We start from the raw sequence: 19841 nt of genomic DNA on the forward strand, positions 1-19841 counted from the left end.
ACATGGCAGTGACCAGCGCGACACGGACCGACGAGTTCGACCCCTTCTCGCCCGAGTCCATGGATGACCCGTACCCCGCCTACGCCGAGCTGCTGCGCGCCGAGGAGCCGCTGTACCTGGCCCAGCGCGACATGTGGCTGGTGATCCGCTACGAGCACGTCCGGTTGGCGGCGAAGAACCACGCAGGCCTGTCCTCGGCCGACGGGATCGCCTACCACCGCTCCACGTTGCCCGTGCTGTTCGGGCTCGACCAGCCGGACCATACCCGGCTACGCGCCCTGATCCGGCACGACTTCTCCCCGCGCGGGGTGCAGTTCTGGCGGCCGTTCATCGAGCGGGTCTGCGGCGACCTGCTCGACGAGGCCGTGGCCACCGGCGACATCGACCTGGTCCAGCAGGCGATCATCCTGCAACCGGTGAAGGTCATCACCACCATCGTCGGGGTGCCCGACGACAACCTGGCCAAGCTCAAGCTCACCGCCGGTGTGCTGGAGAGCTTCATCGCCAACGCGAAGGTCGGCGAGGACGCCCCGCAGGACCCGGACGAGAACGCGTTGCGGTTGCAGGCCGCGAAGGCGGCGCTGTCATCGGTCGCCGGACTCTCCGGCTACCTGGGCAACCTGCTCACCCGGCGGCGCGACGAGCCGGCCCGCGACGACGTGGTGTCGAAGCTGTTCGCCGCCGCGGCCACCGGCGGGGTGACCGAGAACGAGATCCTCTGGCTGTGCCTCACCCTGCTGGTCGGCGGGCAGGAGACGATGACCCACTTCCTGGGCAACATGCTCGACGCGCTGCTCAACCACCCCGACCAGTTGCGCCTGGTCCGCGAGCGGCCGGAGCTGATCGGGCCGACGATCGAGGAGACCGCCCGGTTCTATCCGCCGGTGCAGAACGTCTTCCGCACCGCCACGACCGACGTGGTGGTCGGCAACACGACCATCCCGCAGGGCGCCCGGGTGGAGCTGTCGTTCGCCGCCGGCAACCGGGACCCGCGCAAGTTCCCCGACCCGAACGACTACCGGATCGACCGGGTGACCGACGGTCACCTCGGCTTCGGGGCGGGCATCCACACCTGCGTCGGCGCGCACCTGGCCCGCCTGCAGGCCACCACGTTCCTGCGGATGCTGCTCGACCGCACCGACGACATCGAACTCATCGGTGAGCTGGTCAAGGTCAAGAGCCCGGCGTTCCGCGGGCTCGACCACCTGCCGCTGCGGTTGACGCCGAGGTCGTCCGGCCCGTTCGCGCCGGCGGCGCGGGCGTAGTGGGCACCGGGGAGGGGGACGGGGTGACCGACAGCAGCACCGACACCAGCACCGACGCCGGCGCGTTCAGTCTGGCGTTCACCGGGGAAGGGGCCGGTGCCGGGCCGCTGACCTGGGCACAGAGCGTCATGTGGGGGCCGATGCAGTGGTTCGGCAAGGAGGCGAACCAGTTCAACATCGGCCGGGCCCTGGTGTTGCCCGCACCGGTCGCGCCGGACCGGTTGACCGTCGTCCTGCGGGACCTGGTCGAGACGCACCAGACCCTGCGGACCCGGTACGTCCAGCGGACCGACGGGCCGCGCCAGGAGGTCGCCGCGAGTGGGGCGTACGACGTGGTGGTGGTCGACGACCAGGGCGACCCGGCCCGGGTCGGTGACGAGTTGGTCGCCACGCTGAGTGAGGCGGCGTTCGACCACGAGGCGCAGTGGCCGCTGCGGGTCGGCTGCGCCCGCGACCGGGCCGGGCGGATCAGCGCGGTCGCCCTCGTCGGATCCCACCTGGCGTTCGACGGCTGGGCTTTCACCACCCTCACCGGCCTGCTGCTCGACCGGCTCACCGGGCCGCCGTCGACCCCCGCCGCGCCGCCGTCGGGTCAGGCCGCGCCATCGCCGGCCCCCGCCGCGCCGCCGGCTGCCCGGCCGGCCGGTGGGGTGCCACAGCCGTTGACGCAGGCCGCCTTCCAGCAGTCGCCGGCCGGGCAGCAGACCAGCCGGCTGGGGCTGCGGCACTGGGAGCAGGGGCTGTCGGTCGCGCCGGCCTCGATGTTCGACCTGCCGACCACGCCGACGGGCGGCCAGCCCGTCGAACGGCACCTGCTGGACTCGGCGGCGGTCACCGCGGCGGCGACCGCGCTGGCCACCCGGACCCGCACCTCGTTCTCGACCGTGCTGCTCGCCCTGACCACCCTGATCCTGACCGCCTACAACGGGCACCACACCGCCGTGTTCAAGCTGATCGCCGGCAACCGGCTGGACCGCGACAGCCGCGACCTGATCGCCCTGAACACCCTGGACGCACTGCTGGTCCACCGGGTCGACGACGACGTCGACCTGCTCACCGCGATCCGGAACCTGCACCGGCCGGCGTTCGACGCGTACCGGCGGGCCCAGTGCGACCCGGCCGAGGTGCGCCGGGTGGTCGAGCGGGTCGGCCGGCGACGCGGGGTGGCGTTCGACCTGTCCGCCTACTTCAACAACGGGCACCGGGGCAGCGACTGGGCCACGACCGACCCGGACCCGGGGCCGGACCGGCTCGCCGTGCTGCGCCGCGACTCCCACTACTCCCGACTGGAGCCGCTGTCCAAGAGCGACATGAGGTTCTACGTCGCCGCCAGCAACCTGGGCGACGGCCGGTGCCGGCTCGGGCTGCTGGTCGACACGGCGTACCTGCCGGGGGCGCTCGGCGAGACCGTCATCCGGGGGATCGAGACGCTGCTGTGCGACGCGGTCGCCGAGGAGGTGCGGGTCGCCGAGATCGCCGGGCGGATCGGCCTGACCCCGGCCCGCCGGGGCAGCGACTGGGTGTCCACCCCGGCCGGTTGGGTCCGCCCGCAGGCGGTGGCGGACCTGGTCGGCGAGGTGGCCGGGGGCGTCCCCGCGGCGGCCCTCGTCGACCCGGCGGGCGACGGCGGGGTGACGGTGTACGTGGCCGCCTCCGAACGCTCGCCGCGGGAACTGCACCGGCGGGTCCTCGACGCGCTGCCCGGCCGACCCGGGGTGGCCGCGCCGGCCGGGTACGTGGTCTGCCGGTCCGTGCCGCCCGCCGGGGCCGGGCCGGACGCGTGGCGGGACGTGCCGGTGCTGGCCCGGGGATCGGGGCGCGATGCGTAGCGCGGCGGGCGGGTCACCGGATGCCGTGGACGGATGCCGGGCGTCGATGGTGACTGATAGTGTTCTATCGGTCGTTCGGTGGCGGGAGAACGGAGCCGGGGCGCGATGCTGGGGGGCGACGGCGAGATGATGACCGACGACGTCGTCATCACCGGGATCGGTGCCGTCACGCCGCTCGGCCTCGACCGCGACAGCACCTGGCAGGGTCTGCTCGCCGGCAAGTCCGGCGTCGGTCCGGTCACCGCCTTCGACGCGAGCGCGCTGCCCACCCGGATCGCCGCCGAGGTGCGCGGCTTCGAGCCGGCCGAACACTTCACCGGCAAGCAGCTGCGGCGGATGGCCCGGTTCAGCCAGTTCGCGGTGGTAGCCACCCGCGAGGCGGTCGCCGACGCCGGGCTCACCGTCGACGCCGGCAACGCCGCCCGGGTCGGCGTGGTGGTCAACGCCGCGGTCGCCGGCTTCGACACCGTCGAGGCCACCGTACGCGGACTGCTCGCCCCCGACCCGACCGCACCCCTGTCGCACTTCGTGCCGTCCTCGCTGACCAACATGCCGGCCTGCGAGGTCGCCATCGAGGTGGGCGCGCACGGGCCGGTCAACGCCAGCGCGCTGGCCTGCGCCAGTGGCGCGTACGCGCTGCTCGACGCCCGCCGGTTGATCCTGTCCGGGGAGGCCGACGTGGTCATCTGCGGCGGCACCGACGCGGCGGTCACCCCGGCCATGTTCGCCGGCCTGGTGAGCATGGGGGCGATGTCCCAGCGCAACGACGACCCGACCGGTGCGAGCCGGCCCTTCGCCGCCGACCGGGACGGCTTCGTCTTCGGCGAGGGCGCGGTGATCCTGGTGCTGGAGTCCGCCGCGCACGCCCGCCGCCGGGGCGTCACCCCGTACGCGACCGTCGCCGGTGGTGCGCTGACCAGCGACGCCTTCCACGTCAGCGCCCCCCGCCCCGGCGGGGTGTTCGCCGCCGAGGCGATCCGGCAGGCCCTCGACCGGTCCGGGGTCCACCCCGACGAGGTCGACTACATCTGCGCCCACGGCACCTCGACGAAGGCCAACGACCTGACCGAGACGGTCGCCATCCGGGCGGCCCTCGGGGCGGCGGCCGACCGGGTCGCGGTCAGCGCACCCAAGTCGATGCTCGGGCACCTGATCGGCGCGGCGGGCGCCCTCGGCGCGATGGTGTGCGCCCTGGCGATCCGTGAGGGCGTCGTCCCGCCGACGGTCAACCTGCACCAGCCCGATCCGGAGTGCGATCTGGACTACGTGCCCCACCAGGCCCGGGAGATGCCGGTACGGGCGGCGCTCACCAACGCCTTCGGCTTCGGCGGGCAGAACTGCGTCGTCGTGTTCACCGATACCCCGTCGCGAGGAGAGTCCGGATGACCGCGCAGTTCCCGCTGATCCCCACCGACCACCCCACCCCGCCGCAGACCCGGGAGGAGATCCTCGCCGACCCGGGTTTCGGCCGCTACTTCACCGATCACATGGCCACCGCGGTGTGGTCGCCCGACGCCGGCTGGCACGACCACCGGGTGGGCGCGCTGGAGCCGTTCACCATGCACCCCGGCGCGGCGGTCCTGCACTACGCGCAGGAGATCCTCGAGGGGCTCAAGGCGTTCCGGCACGCCGACGGCAGCGTCTGGCTGTTCCGCCCGGAACTCAACGCCCGCCGGTTCGCCGCGTCGGCCCGCCGGATGGTCCTGCCGGAGCTGGACGAGGAGACCTTCGTCGAGAGCGTGGCCGCGCTGGTCCGCGCCGACGAGGCGTGGGTCCCGCCGTACGGCGGTGAGCAGAGCCTCTACCTGCGCCCGTTCATGTTCGCCTCGGAGGCGTTCCTCGGGGTGCGTCCCGCCCAGCACGTCACCTACTGCGTGCTGGCCTGCCCGGCCGGGTCGTACTTCCCCAACGGGGTTACCGGCGTCACGCTCTGGGTCAGCACCACCTACAGCCGGGCCTCGATCGGCGGCACCGGCGCGGCCAAGTGCGGCGGCAACTACGCGGCCAGCCTCGCCCCGCAGCGGGAGGCCCTGGGCCACGGCTGCGAGCAGGTGCTCTACCTGGGCGGCGAGGGGCGACGCAGCATCGACGAGTCGGGCACCATGAACGTCTTCTTCGTCACCCGCGACCACCAGCTGCTCACCCCCGGCCTGGGCACCATCCTCGACGGGGTGACCCGCGACAGTGTGCTGACCCTCGCCGCCGAGCACGGCCTGGAGCCGGTGCAGCGCACCATCGACCTGGACGAGATGCGTGCCGGGTTCGCGGACGGGTCGATGACCGAGGCGTTCGCGGCCGGCACGGCGGCGGTGATCACGCCGATCGTCGGGCTCAAGAGCGACGACTTCGCCCTCACCATCGGCGACGGGGCACCGGGCAAGTACACCCAGCAGTTCCGGGATCGGCTGCTCGACATCCAGACCGGCCGGGCTGACGACCCCCACGGCTGGATGCGCCGGGTGCTGTAGTGCCCACCCCGATCGCGGTCGTCGGAATGGCGGTCCGCGCGCCCGGCGGGGTGTCGAGCCCCGACGCGTACTGGTCGGCGCTCGTCGCCGGCCGGGACCTCACCGGCGAGCTGCCCGACGACCGTCGGGCCGGGTTCGGCACGCAGTGGGACGGCATGGTCACCCGGGGCGGCTACCTCGACGCCGTGTTCGACTTTGACGCGAAGTTCTTCGGCATCTCGCCCCGGGAGGCCCGGGTCCTCGATCCGCAGCACCGGCTGCTGCTGGAGGTGGTCTGGGAGGCGTTCGAGGACGCCGCGATCCCGGTCGCCACCGTGGCCGCCGGCACCGGGGTCTTCGTCGGGGTGACCGGCCGGGACTACCGGCAGTGGCTGACCGGGGACCCGAACTCGTACTGGACGATCGGCAACGGGCACAGCTTCACCGCCGGGCGGGTCGCGTACACCCTGGGGTTGCAGGGGCCGGTGTTCGCGCTGGACACGGCCTGCTCGTCGTCGCTGGTGGCGGTGCACACGGCGGCGCGGGCGCTGGCGGCGGGTGACTGTGACGCGGCGGTCGCCGGCGGGGTCAACCTGATCCTCGCCCCGAGCACCACCCGGTCGGTGGCGCAGACCGGGGCGCTGTCGCCGGACGGCCGGTCGCGTCCGTTCGACGCCGGGGCCAACGGGTTCGTCAGGGGTGAGGGCTGCGCGATGCTGCTGCTCAAGCGGCTGGCCGACGCGCAGCGCGACGGTGACCGGGTGCTCGCGGTGCTGCGCGGCACCGGGATCAACCACGACGGCCGGACGGCGACGTTCACCACCCCGAACGTGGCGGCCCAGGCGGGGCTGATCGACACGGTGCTGGCCGCCGCCGGGATCGCCCCCGGTGAGGTCGGCTACCACGAGGCGCACGGCACCGGGACCCCGCTGGGTGACCCGGCCGAGATGTCGGCGGTCGCGGCGGCGCTCGGTCGCGCCGACGGCGCGCCGCTGCACGTGGGTTCGGTAAAGGGCAACATCGGCCACACCGAGTCCGCCGCCGGGGTGCTCGGGCTGGTGAAGGCGGTGCTCTGCCTGCATCGGCGCACGATCGTCCCGCAGGCCAACTTCCGTACCCTCAACCCGCGCATCGACCTCACCGGCACCGGCATCGAGATCCCGGTCGCCCCGCTCGCCTGGGACGACCGGTTCGGGGCCTGCGCGTCGACCAGTTCGTACGGGATGAGCGGCACGAACGCGTTCGCGGTGCTGTCGCCCGCGCCGCCGGTGCCGTCGGCCGTGCCGGCACCGGTGGACGGGTTCCCGGTGTCGGCGGCCACCGGGCCGGCGCTGGCCGAGCTGGCCCGCCGCTACGCCGACCGGCTGGCCGGGTTGCCGGCGGCGGACTTCCCGGCGTTCGCCGGCACCGCCGCGGCGGGACGGACCCGGCTGGCGCACGCGGTGTGGGTGCGGGCGTCCGGCCCGGTGCGGGCGGCCGAGGCGCTGACGGCGGTGGCCGCCGGCACCGCCCACCCGGACGTGCGGGTGCTCGGTGCGGACGATCCGCTGCCGACGCCGAAGCACCGGGTGGTGGCAGCGCTGCCGACCTACCCGTGGCAGCGGCGCACCCACGTGGTGGACCGCCCGGACTGAGCCGGGCCGGTGCCCCGGTCGCCTGGTGAACCGGCCGGCTTACGGTGGGTCAGCCGCCGGCCCGGACGGCGTGGTCGGCGCGCAGGGCTGCCCGGGTGGCCCGCGACGGCAGCGCGAAGTGCAGGGTGGACGCGGCCACCAGCGCGCCCCGGCGGTCGCTGGCGCGGGCGTCCACCACCGCCGACCGGCTGGCCAGCTTGATCACCTCGGCGGTGACCCGCAGTTCGCCGGGCTCGGCGGGTTCGAGGAAGCTGATGCTGCTGTGCGCCAGCACCATCGCCGGTGTCGGGCCGATCAGCACGGTGACCGCGACGAAGCCGGTCAGGTCCATCGCCCAGAACATCGCCGGCCCGGAGATCGTGCCGTCGAGGCGCAGTTCGAGGCAGTCGGGGCCGGTCACCGCGACGACCCGGTCGTCGTCGACCGACTCCAGGCGCAGGCGTTCGGCACCGGAGATGACCTCGGCGAGCCAGGCCCGCGCCTCATCGACCGACATCACAGCGCGGCTAGGCATGGACGCCACTATAGGCGATGACCGGGTAGCGCTCCGTCCTACGTGATCACCCTGGCGTACCGGATCCACCACCCGGACGCCCCGCCGGGCCACCCCGGGTGGGGTGGCCCGGCGGGCGGTGGTCACTCCAGCACGAACGTGGCCTCGGCGTTGCCGGTGGCGTCGGTGACGGTCCGCAGGTAGAGCAGCCCGTTGCTGTGCCGCAGGTACTGGCCGGGGTAGTTGACCGCCTCGAACGACACCCCGGCGGCGTTGGACAGGCCGGGCCGCTGCACGAAGCTGGCGTCGGCGCGGTACGTCGACGACGCGTCGTCCCGCTCGACCCACACCTCCCAGTTGCGGTGCCGCAGGTGGTAGCCCGGGAAGTTGGTGGACTCCAGGGAGACCGTGTTGCCCCCGGCCAGGCCGGGCACCAGGCGGAACTGCGAGTCGGCGAGGTTGGTCACGTTCGCCTCCAGTCGGGCCCGGTACTCCCAGTGCCGGACGAACCGGTCGGGCAGGTTGTCCGACCGCAGCCGGACCGGGGTGGCCCCGTCGGGCACCGGGATGCCGAAGTTCGGGGTGCCGTCGGCGTTCCAGTAGACCTTCTGGATGCGGGTCCGCCGATTGGGGTCGCGCAACGGGTCACCGCTGATGTCCCGGTAGTTGCGGTCGTGGTAGACGAGGATGTCGCTCTGCCCGTCCTCGGAGACGGTGAACGAGTTGTGCCCCGGCCCCCACTGGCCGGTCGCGGCGTTGCTGGTGAAGACCGGCTGCGGCGACTTCACCCAGGACGACGCCCGGAGCAGGTCGCTGCCCGCCGAGGCGGTCAACATACCGAGGCAGTAGTTGGCGTCGGTCGCGCTCGCCGAGTAGGTGAGGAAGATCCGGCCGTTGCGTTGCAGCACGGTCGGTCCCTCGTTGACCTTCACCCCGCCGCGCATCTCCCAGTCCAGGGTGGGCACGGCGATCCGGGTGGGGGAGCCGCTGAGCGTCCACGGGTTGGCCATCCGGGCGATGTAGAGGTTGGAGTTGGTGGCGATACCCGGCTCGGCCTGCGCCCAGATCAGGTAGCGCACCCCGTTGGTGACGAACGTCGACGCGTCCAGTGCGAAGGTCTCCCAGGGGGTACGGATCTGCCCCTTCTCGGCCCAGCTCGCGGTCAGCGGGTTCGCCCCGGTGCCCTCCAGGACGTACATCCGGATCGCCCAGACGTTGTCGGTGGCACCGGCGGCGAAGTAGACGTACCAGCGGCCGTCGATGAAGTGGATCTCCGGGGCCCAGATGTGCGCGCCCATGATGCCGCTGGTGTGCCGCCACCAGATGACGGTTTCGGGGGCGGTGGACAGGCCCTGGAGGGTGGTGGCCCGGCGCAGCACGATCCGGTCGTACTCGGGGGCGGTGGCAGTCAGGTAGTAGTAGCCGTCGGTGTGCCTGACGATGTGCGGGTCGGCGCGCTGCGCGACCAGCGGGTTGGTGGCCCGCACGGCGGGGGCGGCCCCGGCCGGGGCGGCGGCGCTCAGCAGGCTGGCCAGCAGGGCCAGCACGAGCAGCGCCGCCGTCCGGGTCCGGCCGGGACGGCGGCCGGGCGGCGGGGCGGTGCGGGGTGCGGTGGTGGGCGGGACCGCCGACCGGGGGTCGGGTGAGGCGGACATGCGGTGCTCCTGTCGGGGGTGGGGGATATGCCTCGCCGGCCGACCACGGGGATGGTCGGCCGGCGAGGGGGACGGGTGTTACGACTTGGCCAGGTCGAACTTCCGGACGGTCACCGCGCCACCGAGGGAACTGGTGGCGTAGTTGAACATGGCGAACCGGTAGCCCATGAAGAACTGCCAGGCGTTGTTGAGGGTGAACGCCGGGCCGAGCGAGGTGAAGTTGACCCCGTCGGTGCTGTAGGAGAAGCGGGCCTGCCGGCCGGAGCCGGGGGAGATGTCCGCGCTGACCCGCAGCCAGATCCTGCCGCCGGAGATGCCGGCCCCGGCGACCTCGGTGCCGGTGCTGGTGGTGTTCCAGTTGCTGTCCATGGTCAGGTTGTTGACCATGGCGACCCGGGTCGCGCCGTTGTCACGGCGGACGCCGATCCAGGCCGACTGGTCGCGCAGCATCGCCAGGCCGCTGCGGTCACCGTCGCGCATGGTGGAGTAGTCGAGTTCGATGGTGGCGGTGGACCGGGGACCCTGGATCCGGTGGGTCAACGTGTTGCGCGCGTTGTACAGGTCGTTGGTTACCGTCGCGGTCTGCAACCGTAGCCCGTCGTTGACCGACCACTTGGTGTTGTCCGGGTTGTGGTTCCACTCGTACTGCGGGCCGAGTGTGGTGCCGGCGAAGGTGTCGGTCCCGATCATGGGTTTGACCTGGCGTGGTGGCCGGGGCACGTTCGGGTACGGGTACGACGCACCCCAGGTGTTGTTGACCAGCTGGAGGACGGGCCAGCCGCTGGAGTTCCAGGTGACCGGGGCGAGCACCGGCACCCGGCCACCGGGGTAGGCGTCCACGAACCCCATGTAGTACCAGTCCCCGTTCTGGGTCTGCACCATGCCGCCCTGGTGCGGCACGCCGCCGCCGGCGATCGGTCCGGGCAGGTTCAGCAGCACCTGCTGCATGGTGTACGGCCCCCACGGGCTGGACGCCTTGAGGATGTACTGACCGTTGGCCGGCCGGGTGAGGAAGATGTAGTAGCTGCCGTTGCGCTTGTAGAACCGGGCCCCCTCCAGGGTGCCCACGCTCGACGGGGTGGTGAACACCTGCTGCGAGCGGACCTGGGTCTTCCCGTCGGCGGAGAGCTGGGCGACGCTGATGTTCGTGTTGCCGTACGCCACGTACATGGTGTCGTTGTCGTCGACCAGCAGACCGGCGTCGTAGTAGCACTGGTCGAGTGTGGTGTGCCTGGTCCACGGTCCCTCGGCCGACGGGGCGGTGTAGATGTAGGTCTTGCTGAAGTCGATGCAGCCGCCCCAGTAGAACGTCTTGTTGCTCTTGCGGTAGCCCAGGAACGACGCCCAGATGCCCCGGACGTAGCCGCGCCCGGCGGTCATGTCGTACTTCTGGCCGAAGTCCAGCTTGGGCACCGAGTGCCCGGCGAACTCCCAGTTGACCATGTCGTAGGAGCGCAGCACGGGCGCGCCCGGGGAGTAGTGCATGGTCGACGCCGAGTAGTAGTAGGTGTCGTCGACCCGCAGGATGTCGATGTCGGCGAAGTCCTGCCAGAGCACCGGGTTGCTGAAGGTCGACGACGGCGGCCACTGGCCCGGCGGGGTGGTCGGCGGCGGCGTGGTGGGGGGCGGTGTGGTCGGCGGTGGGGTGGTGGGCGGCGGTGTGGTGGGGGGCGGCGTGGTCGGCGGTGGGGTGGTCGGTGGCGGGGTGGTCGTGCCACCGGTGCAGGCGACTCCGTTGAGGGTGAAGCTCGTCGGCTTCGGGTTGCTGCCGTTCCACGAGCCGTTGAACCCGAACGACACGTTGGCGCCGGTGGCGATGGTGCCGTTGTAGCTGACGTTGCGGGCGGTCACCTGCGCCCCCGACTGGGTGACGGTGGCGTTCCACGCCTGGGTGACCTGTTGCCCGGCCGCGTACGACCAGGTCAGGGTCCAGCCGTCGATGGGGTCACCGAGATTGGTGATGGCCACGTTCGCACCGAAGCCACCACCCCACTCGGACGAGACGGTGTAGTCGACCGTGCAGCCGGCCGCTGCGGCCTCGGCCGGCAGGGCGACGGCTGTGCCGGCGGCGATCAGAGCGGCGGCCATGGCCAGCCGGGCCGGCAACTTTCTGTTCAATGGCATGCGGTACTCCTACTGGGGGTGGTGGGAGCCGGAGGTCGGAAGGCGTCCGGTGCCGGGGTGCGGGCACCCCGGCACCGGACGGCGGTCAGGCGACCGTGCAGGCGGTGCCGTTGAGCGTGAACGAGGACGGTCGGGCCGTGTCGCCGGTGTGGGTGGCCTGGAAGCCGATGTCGACCGAGGTGTTCGGCGCGATCGTGCCGTTGTAGGACACGTTGCGGGCGGTCACCGCCCCGCTGGTCGGGGTGTAGGTGGCGTTCCAGCCGCTGGTGATGGTCTGCCCACCGGGCAGGGTGAACGCCAGCGCCCAGCCGTTGACCGCCGTGCCGCTGGTGTTGGTGACGCTGATCGAGGCGGTGAGACCGGAGTTCCAGGAGTTCACCGTGTACGCGACCCGGCAACCCGCCGACGGCGGGGGCGTGGTCGGCGGGGGCGTGGTGGGTGGCGGCGTGGTCGGCGGGGGCGTGGTGGGCGGCGGGGTGGTCGGCGGGGTGGTCGGCGTGTTGCCGCCGAGGCTGCCGGGCACCGCCCGCAGGGCGTTGTACCAGGTGGTGGCCATCTTGCGGTAGCCGGTGGCGTTCGGGTGGATGCCGTCGGCCAGGTCGGCCGTGCCCACCGCGCTGAACATGTCCACCAGGTGCACCCGCTTGCCGGCGTTGACCTTGCTCTGCACGATCCCGGGGATCGCGGCGTTGAACGTGCGGACCGCCGACTCGGTGCCGTTGCGCGGGATGATCGTGGCGACGAAGACGTCCGCGTTCGGCGCGGTGCTGGTGATCTTGTCGATCAGGGTGGAGAGCCGGGTCGGCGCACCGGAGGCGTTGTACATGTCGTTGGTGCCGATGTGCAGCAGCACCGTGCGCGGAGTGGTGTTGCGCAGCCAGTTCACCACGTTGGCGTCGATCTGGGCGATGGTCCAGCCGGAGTGGCCCTCGTGGTCGTGGTCGCCCAGGTTGGACGGCCCGTTGAACATCGAGCCGACGAAGTCGACCCGGTAGCCGTCGGCGACCATCCGCTGCCACAGCTCGATGCGGTAGCCGCCGGGGACGTTGAAGCCGTCGGTGATCGAGTCGCCGAGGGGCATCACCCGTACCCCGCCGTTGGATTCGGCGCTGGCGGGTGCGGTCACCACCGACCCGGTGGCGACCGCGGCCACCAGGGCGGCGGTGGCCAGGCCCAGCAGACGCAGGCCGCGGCGCATGGTGGGCAGCCGTCGGCCGGTGGGTGCGGTACGGACAGGGTGGGGGTGGTCGGATCGGGGTGGCCCGGCGTTCGGGCAGCTCGTGCCGCTCATGGAAACTCCCTGGGGTGGCGCGCGGAGCGCGGTGCGGACGTGCAGCACGGCGACCGTCCCGGGATGTCGCCGTCTCGTCCGGCTCGTGGACAAGGGGTGTGCCGGCACGGGTGGCGGACGTCGCCGCGCAAACGGACCGACCGCCGTGTCCCCGGCGGATTCCCTGGAGCTGACGGGCGGAGGTGCTGCCACGCGCGTCGACCGGGAACCCGGACCGCGTCACCGGCGGTGGACGCCATGTGTGCCGGTGGCCACCGACCCCCGCAGGTGGACGAACCCCAGCAGGTGGACGAACCGGTGACCACGGCCGGAGCGTGCCCTGCGCTCCCGCCGCGATGCACCATATCGTGTTATCGCTAACATCGGCAACAGATCGGTGCGCGACGATGCCCGGGTGAACTACCGGCCGGTCACCGCCCGGCGGTCACCGCGTCGCGTCGTCGGTGGCTGGGCGCAGCAGTGGGTCGAGCCAGCGCAGTTGCCGTTCGACCTGCCACGCCTCACCGCCCTCGTGGCCGTTGAACGGGTAGGTGTGCAGCTCCCGTGGCGGTGTCCCCTCCCGGCCGTTCGCCGCGCCGTACTGGTTGTAGGCGGCGAAGCCGGTGCTCGGCGGGCAGACGTTGTCGCGCAGGCCGATGCCGAAGTGCGCGGGTGCGGTGGCGCGCCGGGCGAAGGTCACCCCGTCGACATAGGACAGCGTGTGCCGCACGGCCTCCTCGACCTGCCGGTGCACCGCCAGGTACCTGGCGATCTCGCCGTACGGGGCGGCGTCGGTCAGCTCGATCCCGCGTTGGACGTCACAGAGGAACGGCGCGGTGCTCAGCAGCGCGGCGAGGTCGTCGCACAGGCCGGCCACAGCCAGGGCGAGCCCGCCACCCTGGCTGTTGCCGAGGGCGGCCACCCGGGCCGGGTCCACCCCGGGCAGTGCGCGGACGGCGTCGACCGCGCGGACCGCATCGGTGATCAGCCGGCGGTAGTGGTAGTCGTGGGGGGCGAGGATGCCCCAGGTGGCGGGCCACGGGCCGCCGGGTGCGCCGTGCGGGTCGGGGGTGTCGCCCGCGCCGTGCAGCCCGGACTGACCCCGGTTGTCCATCAGCAGGTGCGCGTACCCGGCTGCCGGCCAGGTCAGCCGCTCGTGCGGCAGGCCCCGGCCGCGTCCGTAGCCGGCGTACTCGACCACGGCGGGCAGCACGGCGTCGACCCCGGCCGGGCGGGTGTACCAGGCCCGCACCGGGTCGCCGGCGAAGCCGGCGAAGGTGACGTCCCAGGTGTCGACCAGACGCAGGTCGGTCCGGTGCGGGCGGACGTCGACCAGCACCGGCCGGCCGCGCGCCGCGTCGAGCGTGTCCCGCCAGAACCGGTCGAAGTCGGCCGGTTCGACGACGGTCGGCGCGTAGCGCCGCAGGTCCTGGATGGATGCCATGGGTTCCTCGGGTGCTCAGGGACGGGTGGTGGCGGGTGGGGCGGTGCTCTCCCGGACGACCAGCTCGGTCACCAGGTCGATCCGGCTGGTCGCCACCGTCGCGCCCCGGGCCAGCTCCAGCAGCATCTGGGTGGCGGTGCCGGCCATGTCCCGCAGGGGCTGGTGCACGGTGGTCAGCGGCGGGTCGGTCCAGCCGGCGACCGGCAGGTCGTCGTACCCGATCACCGAGAGGTCGTCGGGGACCCGCAGGCCGAGCCGGCGGGCGGCCCGGAGCACGCCGATGGCCTGCAGGTCCGAGCCGGCGAAGATCGCGGTCGGCCGGTCGGGCCCGGCGAGCAGCTCCAGGCCGTGGGCGTGCCCGCCGTCGACGTAGAAGCTGCCGTAGCGCACCAGGTCGACGTCCACGGGCAGGCCGATCTCGTCGTGGGCGGAGCGGAAGCCGGCGGCGCGGGCCTGGCTGCACAGCACGTCGCGGGGCCCGGAGATGACGGCGATCCGTCGGTGGCCCAGCTCCAGCAGGTGCCGGGTGGCCAGCAGGCCGCCGTTCCAGTTGTTGGAGCCGACCGTCGGCACCGACGCCGAGGTGGCGCTGTCGGTGTCGACGACCACGAACGGGATGCGGTGTTCGGTCAGCATGAGCTGCTGCGGCGGGGTCGGGTGGCAGAGCACGAAGAGCAGGCCCAGCGGACGCCTGGCGACCAGGGCGTCCAGCCGACGGGGCGCGGGCCGGTGTGCCCCGTCGAGCTGGGAGATGGCGATGCCCAGCCCGGCGGCGGAGGCCACCGCCTCGACCCCGCTCATGATCTCCATCGCCCAACCGGAGTTGAACTCGTGGAAGACCAGGTCGATCTGGTCGATCCCGGGCGACTGCCGGCGGATGCGGCGGCGGTAGCGGTGGCGCTCCAGGCTCTCCTCGACCCGCGCCCGGGTCTCGGCGGCGACGTCCGCCCGCCCGTTGAGCACCTTCGAGACGGTCGCCACGGAGACGCCGACCTCCTCGGCGATGGTGGCGATCGTGGCCGAGGCCTGTGGGGTGAGCGGGCGGGACGCGGTCATCGAAGCCTCACCAGGCACGTCCGAAAGTTTCGGAGAACTCTAGCACGTCCGGTTCGAAACCGGGATTCGACAGTGCCCGAAGATTTTGACGGGGGTGAATGTCCTTTCCGGGACCAGTGCGGTCAGATATCCCAATTGAGGACCTTGACATGCGCCAGCAATGCCTCCTAAGTTGCCCGAAAAAGGTAACGCGCTGTTTACGAAATTTTCGAACCCCCCGCCGTCGCGTGGTGCCTGTTCCGGCGGGCGCGGGCGGGGAGTGTCGAAGGTGAGGGGTGTGGCATGAGAAGTCAGGTGCCCGTCGACGACGGTCCGGCATCCCGCGGAACCCAACCGTGGCGGGACCCCCGACGCTCACCCGCGCAACGGGCCGACGCACTGGTTCCGCTCATGTCGCTGGAAGAGAAGATCGCCCAACTCGTCGGCGTCTGGGTCGGCGCGGAAGCCTCCGGCGAGGGGGTCGCCCCGCACCAGGCCGACATGATCGACGGCGCACCACCGTGGAGTGAGATCATCCGGCACGGGCTCGGCCAGCTGACCCGCCCGTTCGGCACCGCACCCGTCGACCCCGTGGCCGGGGCCCGCTCGCTGGCCGCCTCCCAGGCACAGATCGCCGCCGCGAGCCGGTTCGGCATTCCGGCCCAGGTGCACGAGGAGTGCCTCACCGGCTTCGCCGCCTGGCGGGCCACGGTCTATCCCACCCCGCTGGGCTGGGGCGCCTCCTTCGACCCGGAACTGGTCGAGGAGATGGCCGGCCGGATCGGCCGTTCGATGCGGGCCGCCGGCGTCCACCAGGGACTCGCCCCGGTGCTCGACGTCACCCGCGACTACCGCTGGGGGCGTACCGAGGAGACCATCGGGGAGGACCCGTACCTGGTCGGGACCACCGGGGCGGCGTACGTGCGAGGGCTGGAACGCGCGGGTATCGTCGCCACCCTCAAACACTTCGCCGGCTACTCCGCCTCCCGGGGCGGCCGCAACCTCGCCCCGGTGTCGATGGGCCCCCGGGAACTGGCCGACGTCATCCTCCCGCCGTTCGAGATGGCCCTGCGCCTCGGCGGGGCCCGCTCGGTGATGAACTCGTACGCCGAGATCGACGGCCTGCCCGCCGCAGCCGACGAGGGACTGCTGACCGGGCTGCTGCGCGAGGAGTGGGGCTTCACCGGCACCGTCGTCGCCGACTACTTCGCGGTGCGCTTCCTGGAGACCCTGCACGGGGTGGCCGGCGACGCCGCCGACGCCGCCCGGCTCGCCCTGCGCGCCGGCATCGACGTGGAACTGCCCACCGTGGACGCGTTCGGCGAACCGCTGGTGGCCGCCGTGCGCTCCGGCGCGGTCGACGAGGCGCTGATCGACCGGGCCCTGCGCCGGGTGCTGATCCAGAAGATCGAACTCGGGCTGCTCGACGAGGACTGGCAGGAACTGCCCGAGGACGCGGCGAACCTGCGGCTCGACGACGAGACCAGCCGGGACGTCGCCCTGCGGCTGGCCCGTGAGTCGGTGGTGCTGTTGCGCAACGACGGCGTGCTGCCGCTGGCCCCCGGCCGGCGGGTCGCCCTGGTCGGCCCGGTCGCCGACGACCCGATGGCCCTGCTCGGCTGCTACTCCTTCCCCAACCACGTCGGGGTCCGCCACCCCGAGCACGGGCTGGGCCTGGAGATCCCCTCGCTGCGCGACGAACTCACCCGGCTGGTGCCCGGCCTCGTGCACGAGCCGGGCTGCGCGATCACCGGCGACGACACCTCGGGCATCGCGGCGGCGGTCACCGCCGCGGCGCAGGCCGACGTCTGCGTGCTCGCCGTCGGTGACCGCGCCGGCATGTTCGGCCGGGGCACCTCCGGCGAGGGCTGCGACGCGCCCGACCTGCGACTGCCCGGCGTCCAGGCCGACCTGGTCCGGGCCGTGCTCGACACCGGCACCCCGGTGGTGCTGGTGCTGATGACCGGCCGGCCCTACGCCCTCGGCCCCGACCACGAGCGCGCCGCGGCCGTCGTGCAGGCGTTCTTCCTCGGCCAGCGCGGCGGGCAGGCGCTCGCCGAGGTGCTCACCGGCGCGGTGAACCCGTCCGGCCGACTGCCGGTCAGCGTCCCGCGCGACGCCGGGGGCCTGCCCGGCACCTACCTGACCCCGCCGCTGGGCCGCCGCTCCGAGGTGTCCTCGATCGACCCCACCCCGGCGTACCCGTTCGGCCACGGGCTGGGCTACACCACCTTCGCGTGGTCCGACCCGGTGGTGTCCGACGCCGGGGAGACCGGCGGGCCGCCGGCCTGGCCGGTCGACGGCGAGACGACGGTACGGATCACCGTGCGCAACACCGGCGACCGGCCCGGCACCGAGGTGGTGCAGCTCTACCTGCACGACCCGGTGGCGCAGACCACCCGACCCGTGGTCCGGCTGGTCGGCTACGCCCGGGTGCCGCTGGACCCCGGCACGGCGGCGCGGGTCAGCTTCACCGTGCCCGCCGACGTCGCCTCGTTCACCGGGCGCGACGGCCGGCGCATCGTCGAACCCGGCGACGTCGAACTGCGCTTCGGCCGCTCCAGCGGCGACCCGGCGGCCACCCTGCCGCTGCGCCTGACCGGTGCGCAGCGGCAGGTCGGCGCGCGACGACACCTGCTCACCGCGGTACGGGTCGAGCCCGCCGGCACCGACCCGCAGGCCGGATAGGAGGCCGAGGATGACATCCCCGACGCTACGGCCGCCGCCACCGGCCACGGCGACACCCACCCCGGTCCGGCGTCGCCGGCATCCCTGGCGGCGGGCCCTGCGCCGGGACTGGCAGCTCTACTCGCTGGCCGTCCTGCCGCTGCTGTTCTTCCTGGTCTTCCGCTATCTGCCGATGATCGGCAACGTGATCGCGTTCCGCCGGTTCAGCCCCGGCGGCAGCGTCTTCGGCGAGTACTGGGTGGGCCTGCGGTACTTCCGGCTGTTCCTGGCCGACCCGACCTTCTGGCAGGTGTTCACCAACACCCTGGTGCTGGGAATGCTGACCCTGCTGTTCTGCTTCCCGCTACCGATCGTACTGGCGCTGCTGCTCAACGAGGTCCGGGCGCGTCGACTCAAGCGGTTCGTCCAGTCGGTGTCCTACCTGCCGCACTTCCTGTCCATCGTGATCGTCGCGGCGATGGTGATGCAGCTGCTGTCGATGGACGGCTCGGTCAACCAGCTGGTCCGGGTGCTCGGCGGGGAGGGCGTGCCGTTCCTGCAGCAGCCGGGATGGTTCCGCGCCGTCTACGTCTCCTCGGAGGTCTGGCAGACCGTCGGCTGGGGGACGATCCTCTATCTGGCGGCGCTCACCACCATCGACGAGAACCTGTACGAGGCGGCCCGCATCGACGGGGCCAACCGCTGGCGGCAGACCTGGCACGTCACGCTGCCCGGGATCCGACCGACGATGGTGACGCTGCTGATCCTCAACATCGGCACCTTCATGGCCGTCGGGTTCGAGAAGATCCTGCTGCTGTACAACCCGCTGACGTACCCGACCGCCGACGTGATCTCCACGTACCTGTTCCGGTTGGGCTTCGAGTCCAGCAACTTCAGCTACGCCGCCGCGATCGGCCTGTTCGAGGCGGTGATCGGGTTGATCCTGGTGCTGGGTGCCAACACCATCTCCCGCCGTACGGTGGGGACGAGCCTGTGGTGACCGTGGCCCCCGGCACGGCCGGCCCGAAGACCCCGGCGGCCCGCCCTGCGTCGCGCCGCCGCCGGGGCATCCGCCCGACCCGGGGCTACCGGGTCTTCCAGGCGGTCAACGCCGTGGTGCTGACCCTCGTGGTGGTCGTGACGCTGTACCCGTTCGTCAACATCGTGGCCCGGTCGCTCAGCGACGAGGCGCCGATCATCGCGGGGAAGGTCAACCTCGTCCCGCAGGGCTTCAACCTCACCGCCTACCGGCTGGTGATGTCCGACCCGATGTTCTGGACGAACTACCGCAACACCGTGGTCTACACCGTCGTCGCCACCGCGATCTCGATCGTGCTGACCACCTGCTACGCGTATGTGCTGTCCAAGCACCAGCTCAAGGGGCGGGGGGTGCTCGTCGGGATCGCCGTGTTCACCATGTTCTTCTCCGGCGGGCTGATCCCCAACTACGTGCTGGTCACCAGCCTGGGCATGAAGAACAGCATCTGGGCGGTGGTGCTGCCCAACGCGATCAACGTGTTCAACCTGCTGGTGATGAAGGCGTTCTTCGAGAGCCTGCCGGTGGAGTTGGAGGAGGCCGCCGCCGTCGACGGGCTCAGCACGTACGCCACCCTGCTGCGGATCGTGCTGCCGCTGTCCAAGGCGATCATCGCCACGATGGTGCTGTTCTATGCGGTGTCCTTCTGGAACTCCTGGTTCACCGCGTTCCTCTACCTCGACCAGCAGGAGCTGTTCCCGGTCACGGTCTATCTGCGCAACCTCATCGCCGGGGCGACCGGGGCGCAGTCCGCCGGCGGGGTCGCCGAGTCCGACGCGGTGCAGGCGGCGGCGACCATCCAGGCCGTGACCATCGTGCTCACCACCCTGCCGATCCTCGCGGTCTACCCCTTCATCCAGCGGTTCTTCGTGTCCGGCGTGATGCTCGGCGCGGTCAAGGGGTAGCCCGGCCGACCGCTCCACCCCGCCCACCCCACCATCC

At 72.4% G+C, this 19841-nt stretch carries 14 protein-coding genes; 8 read left to right on the forward strand and 6 right to left on the reverse strand.

The window, feature by feature from the left end:
* The first annotated feature begins 8 nt into the window (after positions 1-8).
* From JQN84_RS21860 to JQN84_RS21880, 5 genes are all read left to right on the forward strand, one after another.
* Positions 9-1265 (forward strand): cytochrome P450, encoded by a 1257-nt coding sequence (locus tag JQN84_RS21860; RefSeq protein ID WP_204960402.1) that lies wholly within the window; start codon positions 9-11, stop codon positions 1263-1265.
* Positions 1266-1288: 23 nt separating this feature from the next.
* On the forward strand, positions 1289-3094 hold the full coding sequence (locus JQN84_RS21865) for a condensation domain-containing protein (protein WP_204960403.1): 1806 nt from the start codon (positions 1289-1291) through the stop codon (positions 3092-3094).
* A gap of 78 nt (positions 3095-3172) precedes the next feature.
* Complete coding sequence (fabF, locus tag JQN84_RS21870) at positions 3173-4480, forward strand: beta-ketoacyl-ACP synthase II (RefSeq protein ID WP_307821390.1); 1308 nt, start codon at positions 3173-3175, stop codon at positions 4478-4480.
* The gene (locus JQN84_RS21875) at positions 4477-5562 is read left to right on the forward strand and encodes a branched-chain amino acid aminotransferase (protein WP_204960404.1); all 1086 of its coding nucleotides are present in this window, start codon (positions 4477-4479) and stop codon (positions 5560-5562) included. The genes fabF and JQN84_RS21875 overlap by 4 nt, the downstream gene beginning before the upstream one ends.
* Complete coding sequence (locus tag JQN84_RS21880; RefSeq protein WP_307821391.1) at positions 5562-7175, forward strand: beta-ketoacyl [acyl carrier protein] synthase domain-containing protein; 1614 nt, start codon at positions 5562-5564, stop codon at positions 7173-7175. The genes JQN84_RS21875 and JQN84_RS21880 overlap by 1 nt, the downstream gene beginning before the upstream one ends.
* A 49-nt stretch (positions 7176-7224) precedes the next feature.
* On the opposite strand, the gene JQN84_RS21885 is transcribed toward JQN84_RS21880, so the two are convergent.
* The 6 genes from JQN84_RS21885 to JQN84_RS21910 all read right to left on the reverse strand — a co-directional run bounded on the left by JQN84_RS21885 (position 7225) and on the right by JQN84_RS21910 (position 15217).
* Positions 7225-7689, reverse strand: coding sequence for a PaaI family thioesterase (locus JQN84_RS21885; RefSeq protein ID WP_204960405.1), 465 nt, complete (start codon positions 7687-7689; stop codon positions 7225-7227).
* A 122-nt stretch (positions 7690-7811) separates the two neighbouring features.
* Entirely contained in the window at positions 7812-9323 is a 1512-nt protein-coding gene (locus JQN84_RS21890; protein ID WP_204960406.1) for a family 43 glycosylhydrolase, read from the reverse strand.
* Between the two features lie 78 nt (positions 9324-9401).
* Positions 9402-11447: a family 43 glycosylhydrolase gene (locus JQN84_RS21895; RefSeq protein ID WP_239485945.1), complete on the reverse strand. Its 2046-nt coding sequence runs from the start codon at positions 11445-11447 to the stop codon at positions 9402-9404.
* Positions 11448-11532: 85 nt separating this feature from the next.
* Positions 11533-12645 (reverse strand): cellulose binding domain-containing protein, encoded by a 1113-nt coding sequence (locus tag JQN84_RS21900; RefSeq protein WP_204960733.1) that lies wholly within the window; start codon positions 12643-12645, stop codon positions 11533-11535.
* Between the two features lie 517 nt (positions 12646-13162).
* A complete protein-coding gene (locus JQN84_RS21905; RefSeq protein WP_204960407.1) occupies positions 13163-14161 on the reverse strand; it encodes an acetylxylan esterase in 999 nt (332 codons plus the stop codon).
* A 15-nt stretch (positions 14162-14176) separates the two neighbouring features.
* A complete protein-coding gene (locus tag JQN84_RS21910) occupies positions 14177-15217 on the reverse strand; it encodes a LacI family DNA-binding transcriptional regulator (RefSeq protein WP_204960408.1) in 1041 nt (346 codons plus the stop codon).
* A gap of 390 nt (positions 15218-15607) precedes the next feature.
* Here JQN84_RS21910 and JQN84_RS21915 point away from each other — a divergent pair, with 390 nt between their 5' ends.
* From JQN84_RS21915 to JQN84_RS21925, 3 genes are read left to right on the forward strand one after another with little or no spacing between them, the layout of a single operon-like run.
* On the forward strand, positions 15608-17884 hold the full coding sequence (locus JQN84_RS21915; RefSeq protein ID WP_239485946.1) for a beta-xylosidase/alpha-l-arabinosidase: 2277 nt from the start codon (positions 15608-15610) through the stop codon (positions 17882-17884).
* A gap of 10 nt (positions 17885-17894) precedes the next feature.
* Entirely contained in the window at positions 17895-18863 is a 969-nt protein-coding gene (locus JQN84_RS21920; protein ID WP_204960410.1) for an ABC transporter permease, read from the forward strand.
* Complete coding sequence (locus JQN84_RS21925) at positions 18860-19804, forward strand: carbohydrate ABC transporter permease (RefSeq protein WP_239485947.1); 945 nt, start codon at positions 18860-18862, stop codon at positions 19802-19804. Before JQN84_RS21920 ends, JQN84_RS21925 begins: the two co-directional genes overlap by 4 nt.
* Positions 19805-19841: the final 37 nt, after the last annotated feature.

This window comes from Micromonospora humidisoli, from assembly GCF_016900955.1.
Taxonomy (GTDB): Bacteria; Actinomycetota; Actinomycetes; order Mycobacteriales; family Micromonosporaceae; genus Micromonospora; species Micromonospora wenchangensis.

What these genes read in the sequence shown, in the direction of transcription:
- JQN84_RS21875 (WP_204960404.1), top strand. Translation starts at nt 4,477, where the DNA reads ATGACCGCGCAGTTCCCGCTGATCCCCACCGACCACCCCACCCCGCCG.
- JQN84_RS21920 (WP_204960410.1), top strand. Translation starts at nt 17,895, where the DNA reads ATGACATCCCCGACGCTACGGCCGCCGCCACCGGCCACGGCGACACCC.
- JQN84_RS21900 (WP_204960733.1), bottom strand. Translation starts at nt 12,645, where the DNA reads ATGCGCCGCGGCCTGCGTCTGCTGGGCCTGGCCACCGCCGCCCTGGTG.
- JQN84_RS21910 (WP_204960408.1), bottom strand. Translation starts at nt 15,217, where the DNA reads ATGACCGCGTCCCGCCCGCTCACCCCACAGGCCTCGGCCACGATCGCC.
- JQN84_RS21915 (WP_239485946.1), top strand. Translation starts at nt 15,608, where the DNA reads ATGTCGCTGGAAGAGAAGATCGCCCAACTCGTCGGCGTCTGGGTCGGC.
- JQN84_RS21905 (WP_204960407.1), bottom strand. Translation starts at nt 14,161, where the DNA reads ATGGCATCCATCCAGGACCTGCGGCGCTACGCGCCGACCGTCGTCGAA.
- JQN84_RS21895 (WP_239485945.1), bottom strand. Translation starts at nt 11,447, where the DNA reads ATGCCATTGAACAGAAAGTTGCCGGCCCGGCTGGCCATGGCCGCCGCT.
- JQN84_RS21890 (WP_204960406.1), bottom strand. Translation starts at nt 9,323, where the DNA reads ATGTCCGCCTCACCCGACCCCCGGTCGGCGGTCCCGCCCACCACCGCA.
- JQN84_RS21885 (WP_204960405.1), bottom strand. Translation starts at nt 7,689, where the DNA reads ATGCCTAGCCGCGCTGTGATGTCGGTCGATGAGGCGCGGGCCTGGCTC.